This is a genomic window from Actinomyces sp. oral taxon 175 str. F0384, assembly GCF_000223355.1.
GTDB lineage: Bacteria > Actinomycetota > Actinomycetes > Actinomycetales > Actinomycetaceae > Actinomyces > Actinomyces oris.
In genome coordinates, this window is sequence record NZ_AFUR01000001.1 from 201,420 (window position 1) to 219,246 (window position 17,827).

Below are 17,827 nucleotides of genomic sequence, written 5' to 3' on the forward strand. Positions count from 1 at the left end.
GGGCTTGCTCGGCTTACTCGGCGAACGCCGCTCACTCGGTGGCGATGGCGTCCAGGACGGGAATCCGGGAGGCGCGCAGTGCCGGCCACAGGGCCGCGATGACGCCGACCACCACGGAGAGTACGAGCATGCCCACCATCTGGCCCCAGGGGATGCTGAGGCTCGTCAGCCCCTGATCCTCCAGGACCTCCTTGAGGGCGGCGGCCAGGACCACCCCGGTCGCCCCGCCCAGGACAGTGCCGTACAGGGAGGTGAGGACCGACTCGGTGATGATCTCCCCGGACAGCTGGGCCTTGCCCAGGCCGACGGCGCGCATGAGCCCGATCTCTCGGGTGCGCTCCGAGACCGAGAGCACCAGGGTGTTGACGATGCCCAGGATGGCGATGGCGATGCTCAGTCCCAGCAGGCCGTAGAGGACGGCGAGCATCCGGTTGATCTGCTGACCGACCTGGTCGGAGATCTCGCTGGCGTCGCGCACCGCGTACTGGTAGGTGCCAGCCACGATGTCGCGGGCCTTGCCCCGCACCGTGTCGAGGTCGGTGCCCTCCTTGAGGGTCAGGAGCATGCCCTGCGGCGAGTCCAGGACGTGGGTCGGGTCCGTGGTGGTGCCCGGGGAGTTCCAGGAGCCCACTGCCGCAGCCAGCTCGGGGGCGATGTAGTAGTTCCCGCCGGTTCCCTTCGGGTCGACGACGGCGCTGACCGTGGCCTCAACCGACCCGGTGGGGCCGGTGACGGAGACCTTGTCCCCGAGCTTGAGGCCCTCGTCCTTCTTCGCGGCCACGTGGGTGGCGTCCAGATCCTTCATCGACCCGGCGCTCGCGGAGACGTCGTAGGCCTTGGAGTAGGTGGCGGGATCGACGACGATGACGGTGGCGGTGGGGGTCTGGCTGCCGTCGGGCTTGGTGACGGAGTCGACGTAGATGGAGTAGGAGGAGGTCTCCTTGACCCCGTCGATGGCGGCGATCTCCTTGGCCTTGTCGGCCGAGAGCCGGGTGCCCAGGCTGCCGATGGTGGCCGGCTGGACCACGAGGTCGGCCTTGAGGGACTTGTCGATCTCGTCGGAGGTCGAGGACTGGAAGGAGGCGGCCAGCGTGGCGCCGGCGCACACCAGGGCCATACCCACCATGAGGGCGCCGGAGGTGTTGGCCGTGCGGCGCGGGTTGTGGACGATGTTGCGCACCGCCAGGCGGCCGGCGGGCCGCAGCAGCCGGAAGGGCAGGCCCAGCACCGCCACCACTGGGCGGGCCAGGGTCGGGGAGACGATGAGCAGCCCCAGGACGGTGCCGCCCGCGCCCAGCCCCATGATGAGACCGCGCTGCGTCAGGTCCGCGTTCACCCACGCGGCGGCGATCGCGGCCGCTCCGGCCGCCAGCAGCAGCCCGCCCAGGATCGTGCGCAGCACCAGGGACTTCTCCCGGGAACCTGACACGCCGCGCATGGCCTCGACCGGGTGGGTCAGGGCGGCCTCCCGAGCCGGCAGCAGAGCGCCGACGACGGTGACAGCCAGCCCCACCGCCAGTGAGATCGCGATGATCGTCCCGCTCAGGCCTGTGCCCTCCAGCAGCGGCATGCCGGCGGCGTCGAGCAGCGCGGACAGTCCGGCCAGCAGCCCCGCACCCGCGGCCACGCCCAGGGCGGAGCCGACGACGCCGATGACGACCGCCTGCAGGAACACCACGCCGAACACGGAGGCCGGCGAGGCCCCGACCGCCCGCAGCAGGGCGAACTCCTTGACCCGCTGACGCACGCTCATCGCGAAGGAGTTCATGATGATGAAGGAGCCCACGAACATCGCGACGACGACGAAGACCAGCAGGAAGACCTGAACGAAGCCCAGCTGCTCCTCAATGGCCTTGTTCTGCTCCTTGATGACCTCGGCGCGGGTCTGGACCTGGGCGCCGTCGGGAAGGATCTTGGTGATCTCGGACTTGACGGTGTCCACTGAGGAGCCCTGAGCGACGTCGACGGCGATGGTCGTCACCTTCCCGTCCGGGGCGGCGATGGGCATGAGCCAGTTCGGGTCCACGCCCACGACCGTCGCGCTGGCCATGGAGGACTCGTAGTGGAACTCGCCGACCACGGTGACCTCGCTGGGTGAGCCCTGCACCACGATGTGGGTCTTGTCCCCGACCTTGAGACCGGAGTTCTTCAGGGCTCCGGACTCCAGGGTGATCTCACCGGCCCCTTGAGGCTTGTGGCCCTGGGCCCAGGTCAGGCCCTTCTCGTTGTCGTACAGCGGTATGAAGAGTGTGGGGGCGCCGGTGGTGGTCACCGGGGCGTCGTTGGAGCCCACGAGGACCCCGACCATCTGGACGCCGGGGTTGGCGGCCTCGACGCCGTCGATCTGCTTGATCTGCTCGGTCAGGGAGCTGTCGATGGGCTTGGTCTGCGTCGAGTTGGAGGAGCCGCTGCCGGCGATCTTGGGGCCTTGGGCGTACAGGTCCGAGGTGACGGTGGAGGAGGTCAGATTGGAGAAGGTCTCCGACATGGAGGCGCGCAGGGCGAGCGTGCCCGACAGGAACGCCACCCCGAGCATGACGGCGAAGGTGGTCAGGAAGAATTGTTTGGCGTGGGCGCGCACAGAGCGCCAGGCGACTCGTCTCATGGCTCAGGCCCCCTTGACGGCCGAGCCGGACTGCGGGGCGGCTGCGGGGGTGGGCTCGGTCTCGCTCAGCTCGCGCAGGGCGTCCAGGACCCGGTCGCGGTCGGGGTCGTCCAGCTGGGCGACGACGTGCCCGTCGCGCAGGAAGATGACGGTGTCGGCCCAGGCGGCCGCCTCCGGCTCGTGGGTCACCATGACCACCGACTGCCCCAGGTCGTCGACGCTGCGGCGCAGGATCTCCAGGACCTGGTCGGTGGAGTGGGAGTCCAGGTTGCCGGTGGGCTCGTCGGCGAAGACGACCGCCGGCTCGCCCACGAGCGCCCGGGCGCAGGCCACGCGCTGGACCTGGCCGCCCGAGAGCTCGGCGGGCCGGTGGGACAGGCGCTCCCTGAGGCCGACGGCGTCGATGACCTGGTCGAAGCGCTGCGGGTTGACCTTCTTGCGGGCGATATCCAGGGGCAGGGTGATGTTCTCTGCCGCCGTGAGGGTGGGGACCAGGTTGAAGGACTGGAAGATGAAGCCGATGCGCTCGCGGCGCAGGCGGGTGAGGCGACGCTGATTCATGGAGGAGACCATGTCGCCGTCGAGCATGATCTCCCCGGAGGTGATCGAGTCCAGGCCGGCCAGGCAGTGCATGAGTGTGGACTTGCCGGAGCCGGACGGCCCCATGATGGCGGTGAAGCGGGCACGGGCGATGTCGACGTTGACCGAGTCGAGCGCTGTGACGGCGCCCGATCCACGGCCGTAGACCTTGGTGAGGTTGCGTGCGGAGACCACGGGGTCATCCACCGGATGGTGAGGTGTGAGGACGGAGGATGCGGCGACGGGGGTGGAACTACTCATAGGTTCAGTCTGGCAGTGGCATGGGGCGGGTGAATCCTCCTGGCGGAGGACAGGTCCCCTGAGCGCGTGGAGGCTCGACCCTGAGCCGGGGTCGGGGAGGTCCCTGAGACGCGGGGTGGAATGGGCGCTTGGAGGATGCGGGCGTTCGTCGAGGTGGAGTCCGTTTTCTAACTTTTCCGACGATTCGTGATTACCATCGGGGATGATCGGAGCCTGGTGAAGGACCCGGGATGGGTTGGCTGCGCGCCCGATCAGTCGAGGTCACCCATACGTTCTCCCGGAAAGGCTCTGCATGGATCCGGTTCAGCTCATGATGGCGGCGCATCAGGCCGATGCGACGGTTGCCGCTCAGACTCCGGACCAGGCCCTGCAGGCCGCCATCGCACAGAGCCGGCCCGACCTGTGGGCGCCGCTGTCGACCAACCCGGCCGCCTATCCCGACCTGCTCGGCTGGCTGGCTAGTACCGGGAACGTCGAGGTCCTCGCCAATCTCCGGGCGCGCGGCTACCTGACCGACGACGCGGCCGCCAGTGCTGCTGGTGGCGTGGGTGACGCAGGGGCTGCGGCTGTTAGTGCGGCCGGCGAGCCCACTGTGGACCCTGCTTTCAGTCAGGGGGACCCGGCGCAGACGGAGCCGACGGAGCCGACCGAGTCGGCCGGAGACGGCGGCACGCCGGTGGACGAGGACGAGGCGGCCGATGAGCCCGGGCCGGTTGACGGCGATGAGGTCGAAGGTGTCGCTGGCGCCGACTTTGGCGAGGCTGGTGACAACCAGGACGCAGAAGAACCCGTCGAGAGTCCTGATGCGGTTGAGGACGCCCAGGTCACGGAGTCTGCGGCTGAGGCTGCCATCGAGCCCGATGCGGAGGACGCCGCCGAGGAGACCGTGGATGCCGAGGACCCTGGCGAGGCTGGTGACGACCAGAAGACGGACGAGCCTGCCGAGGACTCCGAGGGCGCTGAGGATGCCGAGGCTGAGAGCCAGGCTTCGGAGGACCCGCACGTCAAGGACGCCGCCGTTGACGAGTCTGCCGATGAGCGCAGCGCGGAGCCTGCCGATGAGGCCGAGGAACCGGGGACTGACGAGTCTGACGAGGACTCCGAAGACGTTGAGGATGCCGAGGCTGAGAGCCCGGATTCGGAAGACCAGCCTGCCGAGGACTCCGGCGCGGCTGAGGATGCTGCCGATGGCGGCTCTGGCGAGGCCGGTGTCGAGCCGGAGACAGAGGAGTCTGCCGAGCACTCCGAAGACACCGAGGGGGCTGAGACTGCCACTGAGCCCGACGCAGAGCCGGAGGTCGCCGACGAGGTGGCCGCGGATGCCGACGAGGTTCGGGAGTCGGGGACCGATCAGCCTGAGGACGAGGCCTCTGGAGAGCAGGCAGTTGAGGAAACCGCCGTCGACGAGTCTGCCGACGAGCGCGTCGCGGAGCCCTCTGATGCGGCCGAGGAACCGGGAACTGACGAACCCGCTGAGGACTCCGATGCGGCTGAGGCTGCCACTGAGCCCGATGCGGAGGCGGAGGGCGCCGTCGACGAGGCTGCGGACTCCGACAACAACGACACGACCGTCCTCGCCCCCGCATCGCAGTGGCACGAGGTCGACTCGGCTGACACGACTGACGTCACGGCGTCAGCCCAGTCCGCGGCCGTGACCTCCGGCTGGACAGCGGGCTCGGCCGAGTCGGTGGCCTTCCCCGTGCCCCCGCCGCCGTCGGCCGAGGACATCGCCGCCTGGGCCGAGACCCCCAGTGGGGCGCCGTCGGGCTTCTCCGCCGCTCAGCCGGCCGTGGAACTGGACATGTTCGGCCCCCAGATGGTGGCTCAGATGCCGCCTCCCCAGCAGAAGCAGCCGTCGAAGTCCAGCAGCGGTCGCCTGGTCGCGATCATCGTGGTCCTCCTGCTCGTCATCGTCGGCGGAGGCGGCCTGTGGGCCGGCAGCCACTTCGCCAACAAGGACAAGAGTGGGGACACCTCCCAGGACAAGGCCGACAGCAACGGGGGCGAGGACGGCAAGCAGAACGGTCAGGCCGACGCCGCGGCCACGTCGACCGCCGCGGCCCTGCCCTCGGGCGCGGTCAAGGCCTGCTCCAGCATGCCCACCTTCACGATCACCTCGGTGGAGGACGGCCAGGGCGAGCTCAAGGTCCACGGCAACATGGCGACCTCCTGCGCCGAGGGCGACTTCCTGGCCGGATCGTCCAGCCAGGTCCTCGTCTACAGCTCCACCAGCCCCACCGGCGGCGCCGACGTCGACCACCTTGTGGCCTCGGGAACCTTCGACCTTTCCAGCGACCCGCTCATCATCCCCAACGGCGGCCGGGCGGTGACGCTGCGCTTCGGCGAGCAGCACTACTTCCGCACCGCCAAGGACCTCGACCTCAAGGGCCTGACGGTCCGGCCCTCCTTCGACCGCGGCTCCTCATCGACCGCCACCGCGAAGAGCTCGACGAACTCCGCGATGACCATCGCCTCCTCCGCGAGCTCCAACGCCAACCAGGAGGCGCAGGACGAGCAGGCCGCCGGAGACGCCATCCAGTGGCAGATCAAGCACGACTACCCCATCGTCATGAACAGCTTGCGGGGCAAGTGGACCCCGCAGCTGTCCTCCAAGCAGGTGGGGCTCGTGGCCGACGGGCAGACCTGGACCAAACGCTCGATCCTCGCCGAGTACCTCAAGACGCAGCAGACCAACCCGAAGGCCGTCATCATCGACACCAGCCAGTGGCCGGTCTACGACACCGGCGGCTGGTGGGTGACCCTGCAGGGTGATACCTACTCCGACGGCGACCAGGCCAATGCCTGGTGCGACGCCCAGGGCTACGACTCCGACCACTGTCTGGCCAAGCGCATCGAGTCCAACGGAACCTCCCAGGGCACCACCAAGCTTCGCTGAGACCTGAGCCGGCTCGCCCGACAACGTGATCGGCCCGCCCCGAGCCACTGGCTCAAGGCGGGCCGATGCGCATCTCGGCGCGTGTCAGGACTGCAGGCTCTTCTTCAGGTTCAGCACCCGCGTGGCCGACTCGTCCACCCGCGCCGCGAAGGCCGGATCGGACCGGGCGGTGGCGATGAGGGCCTTGACCATGTCTGCGGCCACTGTCGGGTCCGCCGAGGCCAGCACGATGTCGCAGCCGGCCCGGATCGCCCGCACGGCCCGATCGCCCGCGCTCACGTCCTGGACCTGGACGGCGGCGGAGACGTCGTCGGTGATGACCACCCCGGAGAAGCCCATCTCCCTGCGCAGCATGTCGGTGACGATCGTCGAGGAGAAGACCGCCGGCGCTGAGGGGTCGATGAGGGAGTATGTGGCCGAGGAGACCATGATGACCGGCGCCCCGGCGGCGATGGCGGCGCCAAAGATGACACTGACGGCGGTGTCGGCGCTGCGGGTCGTGGTGGAGTCGACGACGCCCGCAGAGGTGTCCGTGTTGTCCTTCACCCGCCCCAGGCCCGGGAAGTGCTTGTAGGTGGGGATGACCTTCGAGGCCTGCATCCCCTCGGCGAAGGCGCCGGCCTGGGAGGAGACCGTGGCGGCGTCGTGCCCGTACTCCCGCCCCCAGCGGCCGATGGGCTCGTTGGAGGCCGGCCGGGCAATGTCGACCAGGTCGGCGACCGGGGCCAGGTTCATGTTGACGCCGACGTCGGCCAGCTCCTTGCCCCAGGTGCGCGCCGAGGCCACCAGCTGGTCGCGCGGCTGAGCCGACTGGTCCAGCGCCGAGGGGATGTCGGAGAAGCCCGATCCGGCCAGGACCTGGACCTCGCCGCCCTCCTGGTCGGTGGCCACGAGCATCGGGGTGGCGTGGGTCGTGCCCGGGCCGACCTTGGAGGTGAAGGAGCTGATGACCTTCTGGGTCGCCTGGCTGCCCGCCGTGGTGCGTCCGGCGATGAAGATGTTGCCGACATGGTGGGTGTCAACGGCCTCGTTGGAGGACTGCTTGGGGGCCTGGGCGTCCACCCCGACCATCATGAGCTGGCCGACCTTCTCCTCCAGGCTCCAACCCGCCAGCGCTCCGTCGGTGGCCGTTGCCGTCGCCGTGGCCGACGGAGCCGGGCTCGCGGCCGCGGTGGGCGAGGGGGCGGCGCTCGACGTCGCCGGCTCTGGGGCCTGGGGCTTCGCACTGGGGGAGGAGCCGGCCGACGAGGAGCCGGGGATGAGGGAGCATCCCGCCAGGGACCCGGCGCCCACCAGGGCCGCCAGGAGCACTGGTCGTCGACTCATGTGGTGCTGCGGGGACGTGCTCGGGTCGGCGGGGGTGGGAGTCTCCCCGGCATCCGGAGCTGCAGGCCGATGACGGTCGTTCATGTCGGCCACACTAAGACAGGTCCCTGGGTGCTCGCGAGGTCATGACCCTGACGGTCTGTTCATGCACTGCTCGCGGCGCTACTCCCAGCCCAGCTCGTGGAGGCGCTCGTCGGGGATGCCGAAGTGGTGGGCCACCTCGTGGATGACGGTCACGGTGATCTCCTCCTCCAGCTCCTCGCGACTCGTGCACCAGCGCTCCAAGGGGCCGCGGAAGATGAGGATGCGGTCGGGCAGCACCATGGACCAGCCCTCATCGCGCTCGGTCAGGGGAACGCCGTCGTACAGACCCAGGAGCGTGGGCATGCCGGAATCGTCGTAGTCATCCTCGGTGAGCATCTCCGGATCGGGCTCGTCCTGAACGAGGACGACGACGTTATCCATCACCTCGGCCAGGTCCTCCGGGATCCGGTCGAGGGCGTCGCTGACGACGTCCTCGAAGTCCTGATGCGACATCCTGACAGGCTGCGGCTCCCGGGGGCGGTCAGGCTCCTGCTGCTGCTCGTGGCTCACGGGCACAGCCTGCCAGACCGCCCGGCTCCGGCCCGGCAGTCCTCGCGGGCCGGAATTCCGCCGAAAACCGAGCGGTGAGGAGGGTCACGCTCCTGGGATTTGCGCTGCGGAAGACTGTCCCCTTAGTGTTCATCCCGGTTCGAGGCGCGACGACGTCGAAGGCCCCTGGCCCCCATCGTCTAGCGGCCTAGGACCCCGCCCTTTCACGGCGGTAGCACGGGTTCGAATCCCGTTGGGGGTACGGATTCGCACAAGTGAATAACACAGTGAATTCACACTGGCCTCGTGGCGCAGTTGGTTAGCGCGCCGCCCTGTCACGGCGGAGGTCGCGGGTTCAAGTCCCGTCGAGGTCGCGGAACGGTCGGTCCGATCAGAAATGGTCGGGCCGATTCCATCCCGAGGCTCTGTAGCTCAGTTGGTAGAGCGTTCGACTGAAAATCGAAAGGTCACCGGATCGACGCCGGTCGGAGCCACTGCGAAAGGCCCGGAACCCACAAGGTTCCGGGCCTTCGCTCATGACCAGGTGAGCCCCGCGCCGGGGCGGAGGGACTCACTGGCGGTCGCGCCGGTAGCGGCGCACGGTGGCGAAGATGCCGAAGGCGACGGCGGCCACCGGCCAGATGATCCAGGAGATGTCCCAGGCGCTGAACAGGAAGCTCCACAGCAGGTAGATGATGAGAGTGGCCGGCCAGTAGATCCCGGCCACGAGGGTGGTGAAGGGATCGTCATCGTCCTGCTCTCCCTGCCAGGAGGACGGCTGGCCGACAGGGGCGGGGGTGGTGGGACGATTGGGGGCGAATGTCGTCGGGGCGCCGGCGGGGGCCACCTGCGGAGCGCCGCCGGGCTGGATGTCCTGAGCGATGCCCAGGACCGGGGCCAGCTCGTGAAGGTTGCCGAAGTCGGTGATGACCTGCCCGACCGCCTCATTGTGGGTCTTGCCCTGGGCGATGGCGTCGTTGTAGGCGTCCTCCATCATGGCGCGCAGCTCGGAGCGGGCCTCGATCAGGCGAGGGGTGGCGGGGTAGGGGGCGAACATGTTGTCGAGGAAGGTCTCGATGGTGTCCATCAGTGGGCTCCTTTCGCGAAGCGGTCGATGAGGGTCTTGGTGTCCTCCCACTCGGCGACCTTGGCGGTCAGGTGGGTGGTGCCTTCGGAGGTGAGGCGGTAGTAGGTGCGGGACTTGCCGGAGTCGGACACTCCCGAGTAGGAGGCCGCCAGGCCGGTGGACTCCAGGCGCTTGAGGGCCGTGTAGAGCGTGGTCTGCTTGATGGTGTACTCGCCGTCGGAGACCTCGGTGATGGTCTTGGCCAGATCGTAGGCGTAGGACGGCTGTCGCTTGAGCAGGGACAGGACGATGAGGTCGATGTAGCCGCGAATGGCGTCTGCGCTAATCATGTGAACCCTCCTTCCTTGGTTCGTGATGACGGGGCCCTGAGGTCCTTGTGTGCATCTAACGTACTACGGCACACGTAGTACGTCAAGCGGGTGTTGGAGGGGGATGCTTCCGCTGGCGGCCATACGTCACAGCCCAGGCACAGCCGGGCTGCTTAAGGTGGCTTCATGCTCGTCGCAGCCACCACCCCTCCCGCGACCCCCAGCGCAGATCCCAGTGCGAGTGCCTCGACCACGCCCACTCCCACGGGTGTGCCCGAAGTCAACGTCGACGAGACCGTCAAGGCGGTGACCAAGACGACCAACGACCTGGTCACCATCGCCTGGCAGGCCGGCGTGGGAGTCGTCATCGGCCTGGTCATCGCCTTCGTGGTGGTGGCGATCCTGACGTTCATGGGCCGGCGGCGCCTCCTGTACCGCGAGATCGTGGACTTCGGACGCCGGCCGATCGTCGCCGTCGGCGCCATGACCGGAGCCTTCCTGGGCTCCCAGCTCGCCCTGACCGGGCTGCGGCACACCAAGAGCGACTCCACGACGATGGTGGTCATCGAACGCGGGGTCACCATTGCCCTCATCTTCGCGGTGACCTGGCTCGTCGTTGCCTTCGCCAAGGCCATCGAGTCCACCGTCGTCAAGGGGGCGCAGGCCGGCGGGAACCAGGGGCGCGCCAACCGGGTGACCACCCAGAGCCAGATCATCCGGCGCGTCGCCCAGGTCGTCATCGTCATCGCCGGGCTCGTCAGCGCCATCATGACCTTCCCCAGCGTCCAGTTCGCCATGGGCTCGCTGCTCGCCTCGGCCGGCCTGGCCTCCGTCATCGCCGGTATGGCCGCCCGCTCCATGCTCGGCAACGTCTTCGCCGGCCTCCAGCTGGCCACCACCGACGCCATCCGGGTGGACGACATCGTCGTCGTCGATAACGAGCAGGGCACCATCGAGGAGATCACCCTGACCTACGTGGTCATGCGCACCTGGGACGACCGGCGGCTCATCCTGCCCTCGACCCACTTCACCGAGAACCCCTTCGCCAACTGGACGCGCGGAGGCTCCCAGGCCACCGGCTCCTTCACCCTCGACCTGGACTGGCGCGTGCCCATCGCCTCGCTGCGCGCCGAGCTGGCCCGCCTCGTGGCCGCCTCGCCGGTCTGGGACGGGCGCCAGGCCTCCCTGGAGGTCTTCGACGCCGTCGGCGGCCACGTCACCGTGCGCATCGTCCTGACGGGGGACGACCCCGGCGACGTCGGCGCCCTCAAGTCCTACGTGCGCGAAGAGCTGGTTTCCTGGCTCCAGCGGGAGGCCCCCTATGCCCTGCCGCGCACGCGAGTGGAGGTTGAGCAGGTCGAGGTCACCCAGGACCTCGGCCCCGAGGAGGTGGCCCGCGCCGCTGAGCAGATCGTCGCCAAGCAGAAGGTCGGCCCCGCCAGCGCCACCACGGCCGCTCCAGACAACGGAGGCGATGGCGCCGCGACCACGGAGGCCGAGGGGGAGAGCGCCGCCCACGGGCTGGGGGCCCGGCGGGCCGTCACCCTGGGGCGGGCCATGGGGCGCTCCCTGCTGCACCGCGCCCGGCGCGGGGGCCTGGGACCCAGGTGAGCCGAGCCGCTACGTGGCCGACGCCCCGGCGGATGGGTGAGTTTTCGCTGCGTGAACGCAGGTCGCCCGGCGTCGTCGGGCGGGTGACGATGAGCCCATGACTACGAACGCCAGCAGCGACCCCTCCGTGACGCCCGCCTCCGAGCCCTCCGGCCCGGCCCTCGACGGCCCGATCCTCGACCTGGAGGCCGCCGCGCGCACCGACGCCCAGTGGCGCGCCGCCCTGACCCCCATGGAGTACCACGTGCTGCGCGAGGCCGGCACCGAGCGCCCCTTCACCGGAGCCCTGCTCGACGAGCACCGCGAGGGCGTCTACCGCTGCCGCGGCTGCGGCGCCGAGCTGTTCCGCTCCACCACCAAGTTCGACTCCCACTGCGGCTGGCCCTCCTTCTACGACCCCTCCGACTCCGAGGCGGTCACCCTGAGCACCGACACCTCCCACGGCATGGTGCGCACCGAGGTCCGCTGCGCCACCTGCCACAGCCACCTGGGACACGTCTTCGACGACGCCCCCCAGACCCCCACCGGCCAGCGCTACTGTATGAACTCCGTGAGCCTGACCTTCGAGGAGGAGCAAGCATGATCCGGGTCCTGAGCCTCAACCTCCAGCATGGCCTGCCTGGCGCCGGGGCCGGTGACGGCAGCGCCTCGACCGGCTCGCTGGCCGGCGCCGACATCTCCGACCCCGCCACCGCCCGTGCCGTTATGCGGGCCACGGCCGAGCAGATCGCCGAGCTGGCCCCCGACATCATCGCCCTCCAGGAGGTGGACCTGGGGCAGGCCCGCTCCGGGCGCCTCCACCAGGCGGCCTTCCTCGCCGAGGAGCTGGGCATGCCGACCTGTCGTTTCTCCGCCAGCTACGCCGGGCCGGTGGTGGGGCTGCGCCGTCGGCCCCTGCGCACCGCGCTGAGCTCGCCGACCGATGACGTCCTGGGGCCGCTGCGCGCCGCCGTCGGGGCCGGGCCGATCGGCTACGGCAACGCCCTCCTGTCGCGCTTCCCGGTCTCCGGCTGGCACGTCAAGCGCCTGGGGCGCGGGGCCTCCAGCGTGGAGAAGCGCGGCAAGCGGGCCTGGGACCCGCGCTCCTACCACGTGTCCACCGCCTCCCAGCGCGTCATGGTGGCCGCCACCCTCGAGGTGCCCGAAGGCGCTGGCGGGCCGATCCGGCAGCTCTCGGTCGCCTCCACCCACCTGGCGACCCGCGAGTCCATGGCGGCGCGCCAGCTCGCCGCCGCCTGGGGGGCGCTCGCCGGGCTGCCCGGGCCGCACCTGCTCGTGGGCGACTACAACCTCTCCGCCGAGCAGGTCGACGTCCTGGGGCTCGGGCGGACCGTGGGGGAGGGGCTCACCTTCCCAGCAGCCGACCCCAAGCGGCGCATCGACCACGTGCTGACCGACCTGTGGCCCACCGGCCCCGACGGCCTGCCGCTGACCGATGAGGCCGCCGCGGCCGACGGGAGCCCGCTCCTGCGTGCCGTGGAGTGGGGCACGAGCTCCTTCATCATCTCCGACCACGTCGGCACCTGGGTGGACCTCGAGCCGGTCGGCTGAGGGGCGTCCGCCAGGGCCCAGTACCCGCGAGGTCGTACTGCCGGCTTCGTCGTTGTCGGGCCCCGCCGCAGCCCTGCCCGCACGGTCGTACTGTAGGCCGCGCGGTCGAGGGGTAAAGGGTGCGACCGCGCGGGCTACCCTACGACCTCGGTGCGGCGGGGCCCATGAGAGGGGGAGACCATGGCTGATGTGGTGGCGGGACTGGCCGTCTTCGGCGCGGTCATCGCCGTCGGTTGGCTGCTGGTGCGCACCCGCGCCGTGCCCGCTGACGCCGACGGGGTCCTCACCCGCGTCTGCTTCTTCGCCGCCACCCCGGCCCTACTCGTGACCACGCTGAGCCGCGCTGACCTGACGGCGGTCCTCTCCCGCTCCACCGCTGTGGCCGTGGCCGCCGAGCTCACGGCCATCGTCTCGGCCTGGTGCCTCCACCGCCTCGTGCTGCGCCGCCCCACCGCCGAGGCCACCATCGGCGCGCTCGCCTCCGGCTACGTCAATGCCGCGAACCTGGGGATCCCGGTGGCCGTCCTCGTCCTGGGGGATGCGGCCACCATCGCCCCGATCCTCCTGCTCCAGCTCCTCGTGCTCACCCCGGCCACCTTCACCGTGCTCGACGCCGTCACCCGCCGCGGCAACCCGTCCCGCCTGGCGACCCTGACCGTACCGCTGCGCAACCCGCTGCTGTGGGGAGTCGTGGCCGGGACCGCGGCGAACCTGGGTGGGGTGGACCTCAAGGAGTGGGGCGGCGGCTACCCGGCCCAGGGCCTGGAGATGCTCGGGCGCGTCGCCGTGCCGCTCATGATGCTGGCCCTGGGGATGAGCCTGGCCGGGGCGCCCCGGCCCCTGCGCAATCCCGCGCCGGAGGAGGCGTCCCCGTCCCCGCAGGGCTCGCCGGCCCAGTCAGCCCGCCAGGGGAAGGACCGTCAGGGTCAGGAGCTACCGGCGGCGGAGGCCGGATCGGAGGCGCACGAGATCGACACCGCGGGAGGCCGACTTCTCCGGGTGGAGGAGGAGCCGGCGCACGGGGTGAGGTCGACGTCCCAGCGTGGCGCGGGTCGGCGCAGCGGCCTGTGGCTGGCCGTGGGCTGGAAGCTTGCCGTCATGCCGGGGCTGGCCGTCGTCGTCGGACTGGCGGCGGGACTCAGCGGAGGCCAGCTGCTTGCCCCGGTCGTCACCGCCGCCCTGCCCACGGCGCAGAACGTCTTCATGTACGCCTCGCGCTACGGAGCGGCCAAGGACCTGGCCCGCGACGCCGTCCTGCTGACGACGGCCGGATTCGTGCCCGTGGTCCTGCTGGCCGCTGCGCTCCTGCACTGAGCCCGCGGCTAGCACTGCCCGGTGCCGGCGTTTCCCTCATCCGCGCAGTCGTGCCTGAGGTCGCGCTGTCGAGGGTTCAGGGTGCGATCTCGCGGGTTAATCCACGACCTCGTCGCGGCGGGGCCTGTCAGGGAAGCTCGTCGCGAGTGGGAGGGTTGGCTCCGGCCCGCGAGACCGTGATGTCGGCGATGGCCGCGGCGTGGCGCACGATCCGTTCCAGGGTCGCGGTGTCCACCGCGCGCAGCGCCTCGCGCCGGTCCGCACCCACGAGGTCCTCGCTCCACAGGGCATCCTCCAGACCGCCCATGAAGGAGTCGCCGGCGCCCACCGTGTCCGCCACCACGACGCTCGGGTCGGCGGGCACCTCGAGGCGCACCCCCGAGGCGGACAGGGCCAGGGCCCCCTGCTTGCCGCGCGTGACGACCACGACGGCCGCGCCCTTCTCCAGCCAGGAGCGCAGCACCGTCTCCAGGTCCGCGTCCTGGCCGTAGAGCCAGGCGATGTCCTCATCGGAGCACTTGACCAGGTCCGACAAGCCCACCAGGCGCTCGACGACCTCTCGGGCGTCCTCGGGCTCACCCATGAGCTGAGGCCGGGCATTGGGGTCGTAGGCAATGGTGGAGGTGGCTCGGGTCTCGCGCAGCACCTGCTCCACGGTGGCGGCGCCGGGCGCCAGGATCGCGGCGATCGAGCCGGTGTGCACCAGCAGCGGCGCCTGCCCGTCGGGCAGTGTCGGGCGCGGCGGGTTCCAGTCCAGGTCGAAGACGTAGCTGGCGGCGCGGTCCTCGCCGATGGTGGCCTGTGCCGTGGAGGTGCGCGCCGCACCGTCGGCGCCCGGAGCCAGACGGACCCCGGAGGCCTCCAGGTGGGAGCGCACGGCCTGGCCGCGCTCGTCGGTGCCGATCCAGCAGTGCAGCTCGGCGTCGCGGCCCAGGCGCGCCAGTCCCAGGGCGACGTTGGCAGGCGAGCCGCCGGGGATGTCCACGGGCTCCTGCCCGGGGTGGATGACGACATCAACCAGGGCCTCGCCGATGACGAGAGCGGATCCTGGGCGGCCGGGTGCGGTCATGGGTGACTCCTTCGTGCAGGACCGGGGTCCGGTGGTAGTGAGCTGAGACGTGCGAGGGGTGGAGAGCTGGCCGGAGTGGTGGACCGGGAGATGGCAAGAGGCGGTGAGGGGACTCGGGCGGATGAGGAACGCGGCGGCGCCACACTGCCCGGAAGCGGCCGGCGCGCTGGTCGATGCGCGCGTCCGGGGGTGAATGCCCACAGACTACCGATCCGGCGCCGCCCACAGGGCTCGTCTCGCCCAAGAATGTCCAAATCGGATACAAAGGGCTTTCAGCGCACAGGCCGCATGAATGAAAACCTTGGAATCATGCGGTTGTGTTTCGACCGGATGAGTGCGACCCAAGCCTTTGTGTCCGATTTGGACATCCACGGCTCCTTCCGGGCTCCTGCGCTGGTTCCCAGCGGCCCTCGATGGGGGCGCCACCGCCAGAGGGGCCCGGGCAACTCGGTCAGTCCGCCGCGCAGGCGGGCGCATGCCAGGCCCCCGGACAAACGGCCACGTTGCCACGACGGTCGATTCGTCGCGCGTGCGGGCACGCGCGGCCTGGAACTGCTGGCCCGGCGGGTCATGCCTGGTCAGTCCCAGGTCGCGTCAGTCTTCAGGGTCCTCCTGCGCGACCGCGGCCAGGCGGGCGCGGGCCTCATCGAGCCAGGTCTGGCAGCGCTGGGCCAGGGCCTCACCGCGCTCCCACAGCGCCAAGGAGTCCTCCAGGGGGACGGAGCCCGCCTCAAGGCGTTGCACGACAGCCACCAGCTCCTCACGGGCCCGCTCATAGCTGAGCGAGGCGACGTCCTCATTGGCGCCGGACGCCCCGCCTGCGGCAGGGGCAGACGACGCTGAAGACCCTGACGCCCCTGAGGACGCCGAGTAGGGGCTGCTCTGGGGTGAGTACTCGTCTGGGTACTGGTCGGAGTACGGGCCGGGGTTCATCTCGGAGCTCACACCCCGATTCTCGCACGGACCGGCCCGGGGGCGGAGTGGACAAGGCGGGCCCAGGTGATGTCCTCGGCGCGAAAGTGCCCAGACCGACACGTCAGACCGCTACCCGGCTGCGTCGTTGGAGGCCGTTTCATCGAGGCGTGTCAGCACTCCCTCCAAACCTGCCTGCGCCAGTGCCTCGCGGCCGGCCTCTGTGAGTTTCACCGCCCGGGTCCGCCCGATGCGCGCGATCCAGGCGCGATTGACTAGCGCTTGTGTCGGCGCGGTGCCCGAAGTGCAGCCGGCACTTAGCTGCCGCTCAGTCGATATCGGCGGGCCGGGGCTTGGTGGCGCCGACTACCTGGGCGACGAGCCGCCCCGAAGCCAGGACCCCCTCGATGAGATCGCCCTTCTTGACGTCCTCGGCGCTGGTGATGACCTTGCCGCCGGGAGTGCGCAGAATCGTGTAGCCGCGATCCAGGACCCCCTGCGGCGACAGGGCCGTCAGCCGGGCGCGGTCGGCGCGCAGATCCGCGGCCGCCAGCGACAGGCGATGCTCCACGGCCCGGCGCATCCTGTCGCGGGCCTGCCCCAGCTCGATCACCCGGTCGCGCACGATCGAGGTGGGGTCGGCCATGACCGGCCGGGCCCGCAGCTGGTCCAGGGCCGCCTGCTCGGCATCCAGCCGCGAGGCGAGCACGCTGCGCAGGCGCTCGCGGGCCGAGTCCAGGCCCACGGTCTCCTGGGCGAGGTCGGGGACGATCCGGCGGGCGGCGTCGGTGGGGGTGGAGGCCCGGTAGTCGGCCACCAGGTCCAGCAGGGGGCAGTCGGTCTCGTGGCCGATCGCCGAGACCAGCGGCGTGCGGCAGGCGGCCGCGGCGCGCACGAGCCCCTCATCGGAGAAGGGCAGCAGGTCCTCGACGGCGCCGCCCCCGCGGGCCACGACGATGACGTCGATCTGCGCATCGGTGTCGAGCTCCTGGATGGCCCGAGTGACCTCGCCGACGGCGCGCGCCCCCTGGACGGCGACCTCGCGCACCTCGAAGGGCAGGCCGGGCCAGCGCAGGCGGGCGTTGACGAGCACGTCGTCCTTGGCCTTGGCCTGGCGCCCGCACACGAGGCCCACCTTGCGCGGCAGGAAGGGCAGGGGTCGCTTGCGCTCGGCGTCGAACAGGCCCTCGGCGGCCAGGATGCGGCGCAGCTGCTCAATGCGCGCCAGCAGGTCGCCGACGCCGACGGGCCGGATGTCGTCGGCCTGCAGCTGGAGCGAGCCCCGCTTGGCCCAGAAGGTGGGCTTGGCGCGCACCACCACGCGGGCTCCTTCGCCAAGCTCGGCGCCGGTGCGGGCCAGAACGGCGTCGAGGACCCGGGCGTAGATGGACACCGACATGGAGATATCGGCGTCCGTGTCCCTCAGGGTGAGGAAGGCCATGCCGGCGCCGGGGCGGCGGTTGAGCTGAATGACCTGCCCCTCCACCCACACCTGGCTCATGCGGGCCACGTACTGGTCGATCTTGGAGGACAGCAGCCGCAGCGGCCACGGGTTCTCCGCGGTGGTGAGGTTCGCTCGCGGCGCCAGCTCCCGGGGGCTGTCGGGGCTGCCGGAGTTGCCGGGGCCGCCGCCCGCGTCGGGGCCGGACGCGCGGCCGGCACCGGGGGAGGGCTGCGGGCTGGGCTGGGAGGGGCTCTGGCCTGTCACATGCACCACTGTGCCACGTCCACCACT

General features: G+C 70.6%; 14 protein-coding genes and 3 tRNA genes. 8 read left to right on the forward strand and 9 right to left on the reverse strand.

The annotated features are described in order from the left end of the window. Positions 1–31 precede the first annotated feature (31 nt). Together HMPREF9058_RS00780 and HMPREF9058_RS00785 are read right to left on the reverse strand one after the other, a co-directional pair. The gene (locus HMPREF9058_RS00780; RefSeq protein WP_009406138.1) at positions 32–2,605 is read right to left on the reverse strand and encodes an ABC transporter permease; all 2,574 of its coding nucleotides are present in this window, start codon (positions 2,603–2,605) and stop codon (positions 32–34) included. Between the two features lie 3 nt (positions 2,606–2,608). Then, a complete protein-coding gene (locus HMPREF9058_RS00785) occupies positions 2,609–3,445 on the reverse strand; it encodes an ABC transporter ATP-binding protein (protein ID WP_009406305.1) in 837 nt (278 codons plus the stop codon). 292 nt (positions 3,446–3,737) lie between these two features. Between HMPREF9058_RS00785 and HMPREF9058_RS00790 the strand changes: the two genes are divergently transcribed. Further along, positions 3,738–6,341, forward strand: coding sequence for a hypothetical protein (locus HMPREF9058_RS00790; RefSeq protein ID WP_009405628.1), 2,604 nt, complete (start codon positions 3,738–3,740; stop codon positions 6,339–6,341). Positions 6,342–6,425: 84 nt separating this feature from the next. Here the strand turns inward: HMPREF9058_RS00790 and HMPREF9058_RS00795 are convergent, their stop codons facing one another. Both HMPREF9058_RS00795 and HMPREF9058_RS00800 read right to left on the reverse strand, forming a co-directional pair. Next, complete coding sequence (locus HMPREF9058_RS00795; protein WP_009747553.1) at positions 6,426–7,760, reverse strand: glycoside hydrolase family 3 N-terminal domain-containing protein; 1,335 nt, start codon at positions 7,758–7,760, stop codon at positions 6,426–6,428. Positions 7,761–7,829: 69 nt separating this feature from the next. Beyond that, positions 7,830–8,204 (reverse strand): metallopeptidase family protein, encoded by a 375-nt coding sequence (locus HMPREF9058_RS00800; RefSeq protein WP_175284681.1) that lies wholly within the window; start codon positions 8,202–8,204, stop codon positions 7,830–7,832. Positions 8,205–8,429: 225 nt separating this feature from the next. Here HMPREF9058_RS00800 and HMPREF9058_RS00805 point away from each other — a divergent pair. From HMPREF9058_RS00805 to HMPREF9058_RS00815, 3 genes are all read left to right on the forward strand, one after another. Continuing rightward, positions 8,430–8,502: transfer RNA gene (locus tag HMPREF9058_RS00805), tRNA-Glu, on the forward strand. 38 nt (positions 8,503–8,540) lie between these two features. Continuing rightward, positions 8,541–8,614 (forward strand) — tRNA-Asp (locus HMPREF9058_RS00810). A gap of 47 nt (positions 8,615–8,661) precedes the next feature. Further along, positions 8,662–8,734, forward strand: a tRNA-Phe gene (locus tag HMPREF9058_RS00815). 77 nt (positions 8,735–8,811) lie between these two features. Here HMPREF9058_RS00815 and HMPREF9058_RS00820 read toward each other — a convergent pair. Both HMPREF9058_RS00820 and HMPREF9058_RS00825 read right to left on the reverse strand, forming a co-directional pair. After that, entirely contained in the window at positions 8,812–9,327 is a 516-nt protein-coding gene (locus HMPREF9058_RS00820) for a permease prefix domain 1-containing protein (protein ID WP_009747416.1), read from the reverse strand. After that, the gene (locus HMPREF9058_RS00825; protein ID WP_009406163.1) at positions 9,327–9,656 is read right to left on the reverse strand and encodes a PadR family transcriptional regulator; all 330 of its coding nucleotides are present in this window, start codon (positions 9,654–9,656) and stop codon (positions 9,327–9,329) included. The genes HMPREF9058_RS00820 and HMPREF9058_RS00825 overlap by 1 nt, the downstream gene beginning before the upstream one ends. Positions 9,657–9,821: 165 nt before the next feature. Between HMPREF9058_RS00825 and HMPREF9058_RS00830 the strand changes: the two genes are divergently transcribed. From HMPREF9058_RS00830 to HMPREF9058_RS00845, 4 genes are all read left to right on the forward strand, one after another. Then, a complete protein-coding gene (locus HMPREF9058_RS00830; protein ID WP_009747451.1) occupies positions 9,822–11,246 on the forward strand; it encodes a mechanosensitive ion channel family protein in 1,425 nt (474 codons plus the stop codon). Between the two features lie 97 nt (positions 11,247–11,343). Then, a complete protein-coding gene (gene msrB / locus HMPREF9058_RS00835) occupies positions 11,344–11,829 on the forward strand; it encodes a peptide-methionine (R)-S-oxide reductase MsrB (protein WP_009405973.1) in 486 nt (161 codons plus the stop codon). Beyond that, a complete protein-coding gene (locus tag HMPREF9058_RS00840; protein ID WP_009405801.1) occupies positions 11,826–12,797 on the forward strand; it encodes an endonuclease/exonuclease/phosphatase family protein in 972 nt (323 codons plus the stop codon). The genes msrB and HMPREF9058_RS00840 overlap by 4 nt, the downstream gene beginning before the upstream one ends. A 180-nt stretch (positions 12,798–12,977) precedes the next feature. Next, complete coding sequence (locus HMPREF9058_RS00845; protein ID WP_009747344.1) at positions 12,978–14,111, forward strand: AEC family transporter; 1,134 nt, start codon at positions 12,978–12,980, stop codon at positions 14,109–14,111. A 127-nt stretch (positions 14,112–14,238) separates the two neighbouring features. On the opposite strand, the gene HMPREF9058_RS00850 is transcribed toward HMPREF9058_RS00845, so the two are convergent. From HMPREF9058_RS00850 to xseA, 3 genes are all read right to left on the reverse strand, one after another. Further along, positions 14,239–15,180, reverse strand: a complete 942-nt coding sequence (locus tag HMPREF9058_RS00850) for a carbohydrate kinase (protein WP_009747602.1) — start codon at positions 15,178–15,180, stop codon at positions 14,239–14,241. A gap of 594 nt (positions 15,181–15,774) precedes the next feature. Beyond that, on the reverse strand, positions 15,775–16,125 hold the full coding sequence (locus tag HMPREF9058_RS12865; protein ID WP_009406146.1) for an exodeoxyribonuclease VII small subunit: 351 nt from the start codon (positions 16,123–16,125) through the stop codon (positions 15,775–15,777). Positions 16,126–16,420: 295 nt separating this feature from the next. After that, complete coding sequence (xseA, locus tag HMPREF9058_RS00860; RefSeq protein WP_009405638.1) at positions 16,421–17,809, reverse strand: exodeoxyribonuclease VII large subunit; 1,389 nt, start codon at positions 17,807–17,809, stop codon at positions 16,421–16,423. Between the last annotated feature and the right edge of the window lie 18 nt (positions 17,810–17,827).

Coding starts and splice junctions, on each gene's coding strand:
- HMPREF9058_RS00800 (WP_175284681.1), bottom strand. CDS start 8,204: ATGTCGCATCAGGACTTCGAGGACGTCGTCAGCGACGCCCTCGACCGG.
- HMPREF9058_RS00780 (WP_009406138.1), bottom strand. CDS start 2,605: ATGAGACGAGTCGCCTGGCGCTCTGTGCGCGCCCACGCCAAACAATTC.
- HMPREF9058_RS00825 (WP_009406163.1), bottom strand. CDS start 9,656: ATGATTAGCGCAGACGCCATTCGCGGCTACATCGACCTCATCGTCCTG.
- HMPREF9058_RS00830 (WP_009747451.1), top strand. CDS start 9,822: ATGCTCGTCGCAGCCACCACCCCTCCCGCGACCCCCAGCGCAGATCCC.
- HMPREF9058_RS00840 (WP_009405801.1), top strand. CDS start 11,826: ATGATCCGGGTCCTGAGCCTCAACCTCCAGCATGGCCTGCCTGGCGCC.
- HMPREF9058_RS00790 (WP_009405628.1), top strand. CDS start 3,738: ATGGATCCGGTTCAGCTCATGATGGCGGCGCATCAGGCCGATGCGACG.
- HMPREF9058_RS00785 (WP_009406305.1), bottom strand. CDS start 3,445: ATGAGTAGTTCCACCCCCGTCGCCGCATCCTCCGTCCTCACACCTCAC.
- msrB (WP_009405973.1), top strand. CDS start 11,344: ATGACTACGAACGCCAGCAGCGACCCCTCCGTGACGCCCGCCTCCGAG.
- HMPREF9058_RS00845 (WP_009747344.1), top strand. CDS start 12,978: ATGGCTGATGTGGTGGCGGGACTGGCCGTCTTCGGCGCGGTCATCGCC.
- HMPREF9058_RS00820 (WP_009747416.1), bottom strand. CDS start 9,327: ATGGACACCATCGAGACCTTCCTCGACAACATGTTCGCCCCCTACCCC.
- HMPREF9058_RS00850 (WP_009747602.1), bottom strand. CDS start 15,180: ATGACCGCACCCGGCCGCCCAGGATCCGCTCTCGTCATCGGCGAGGCC.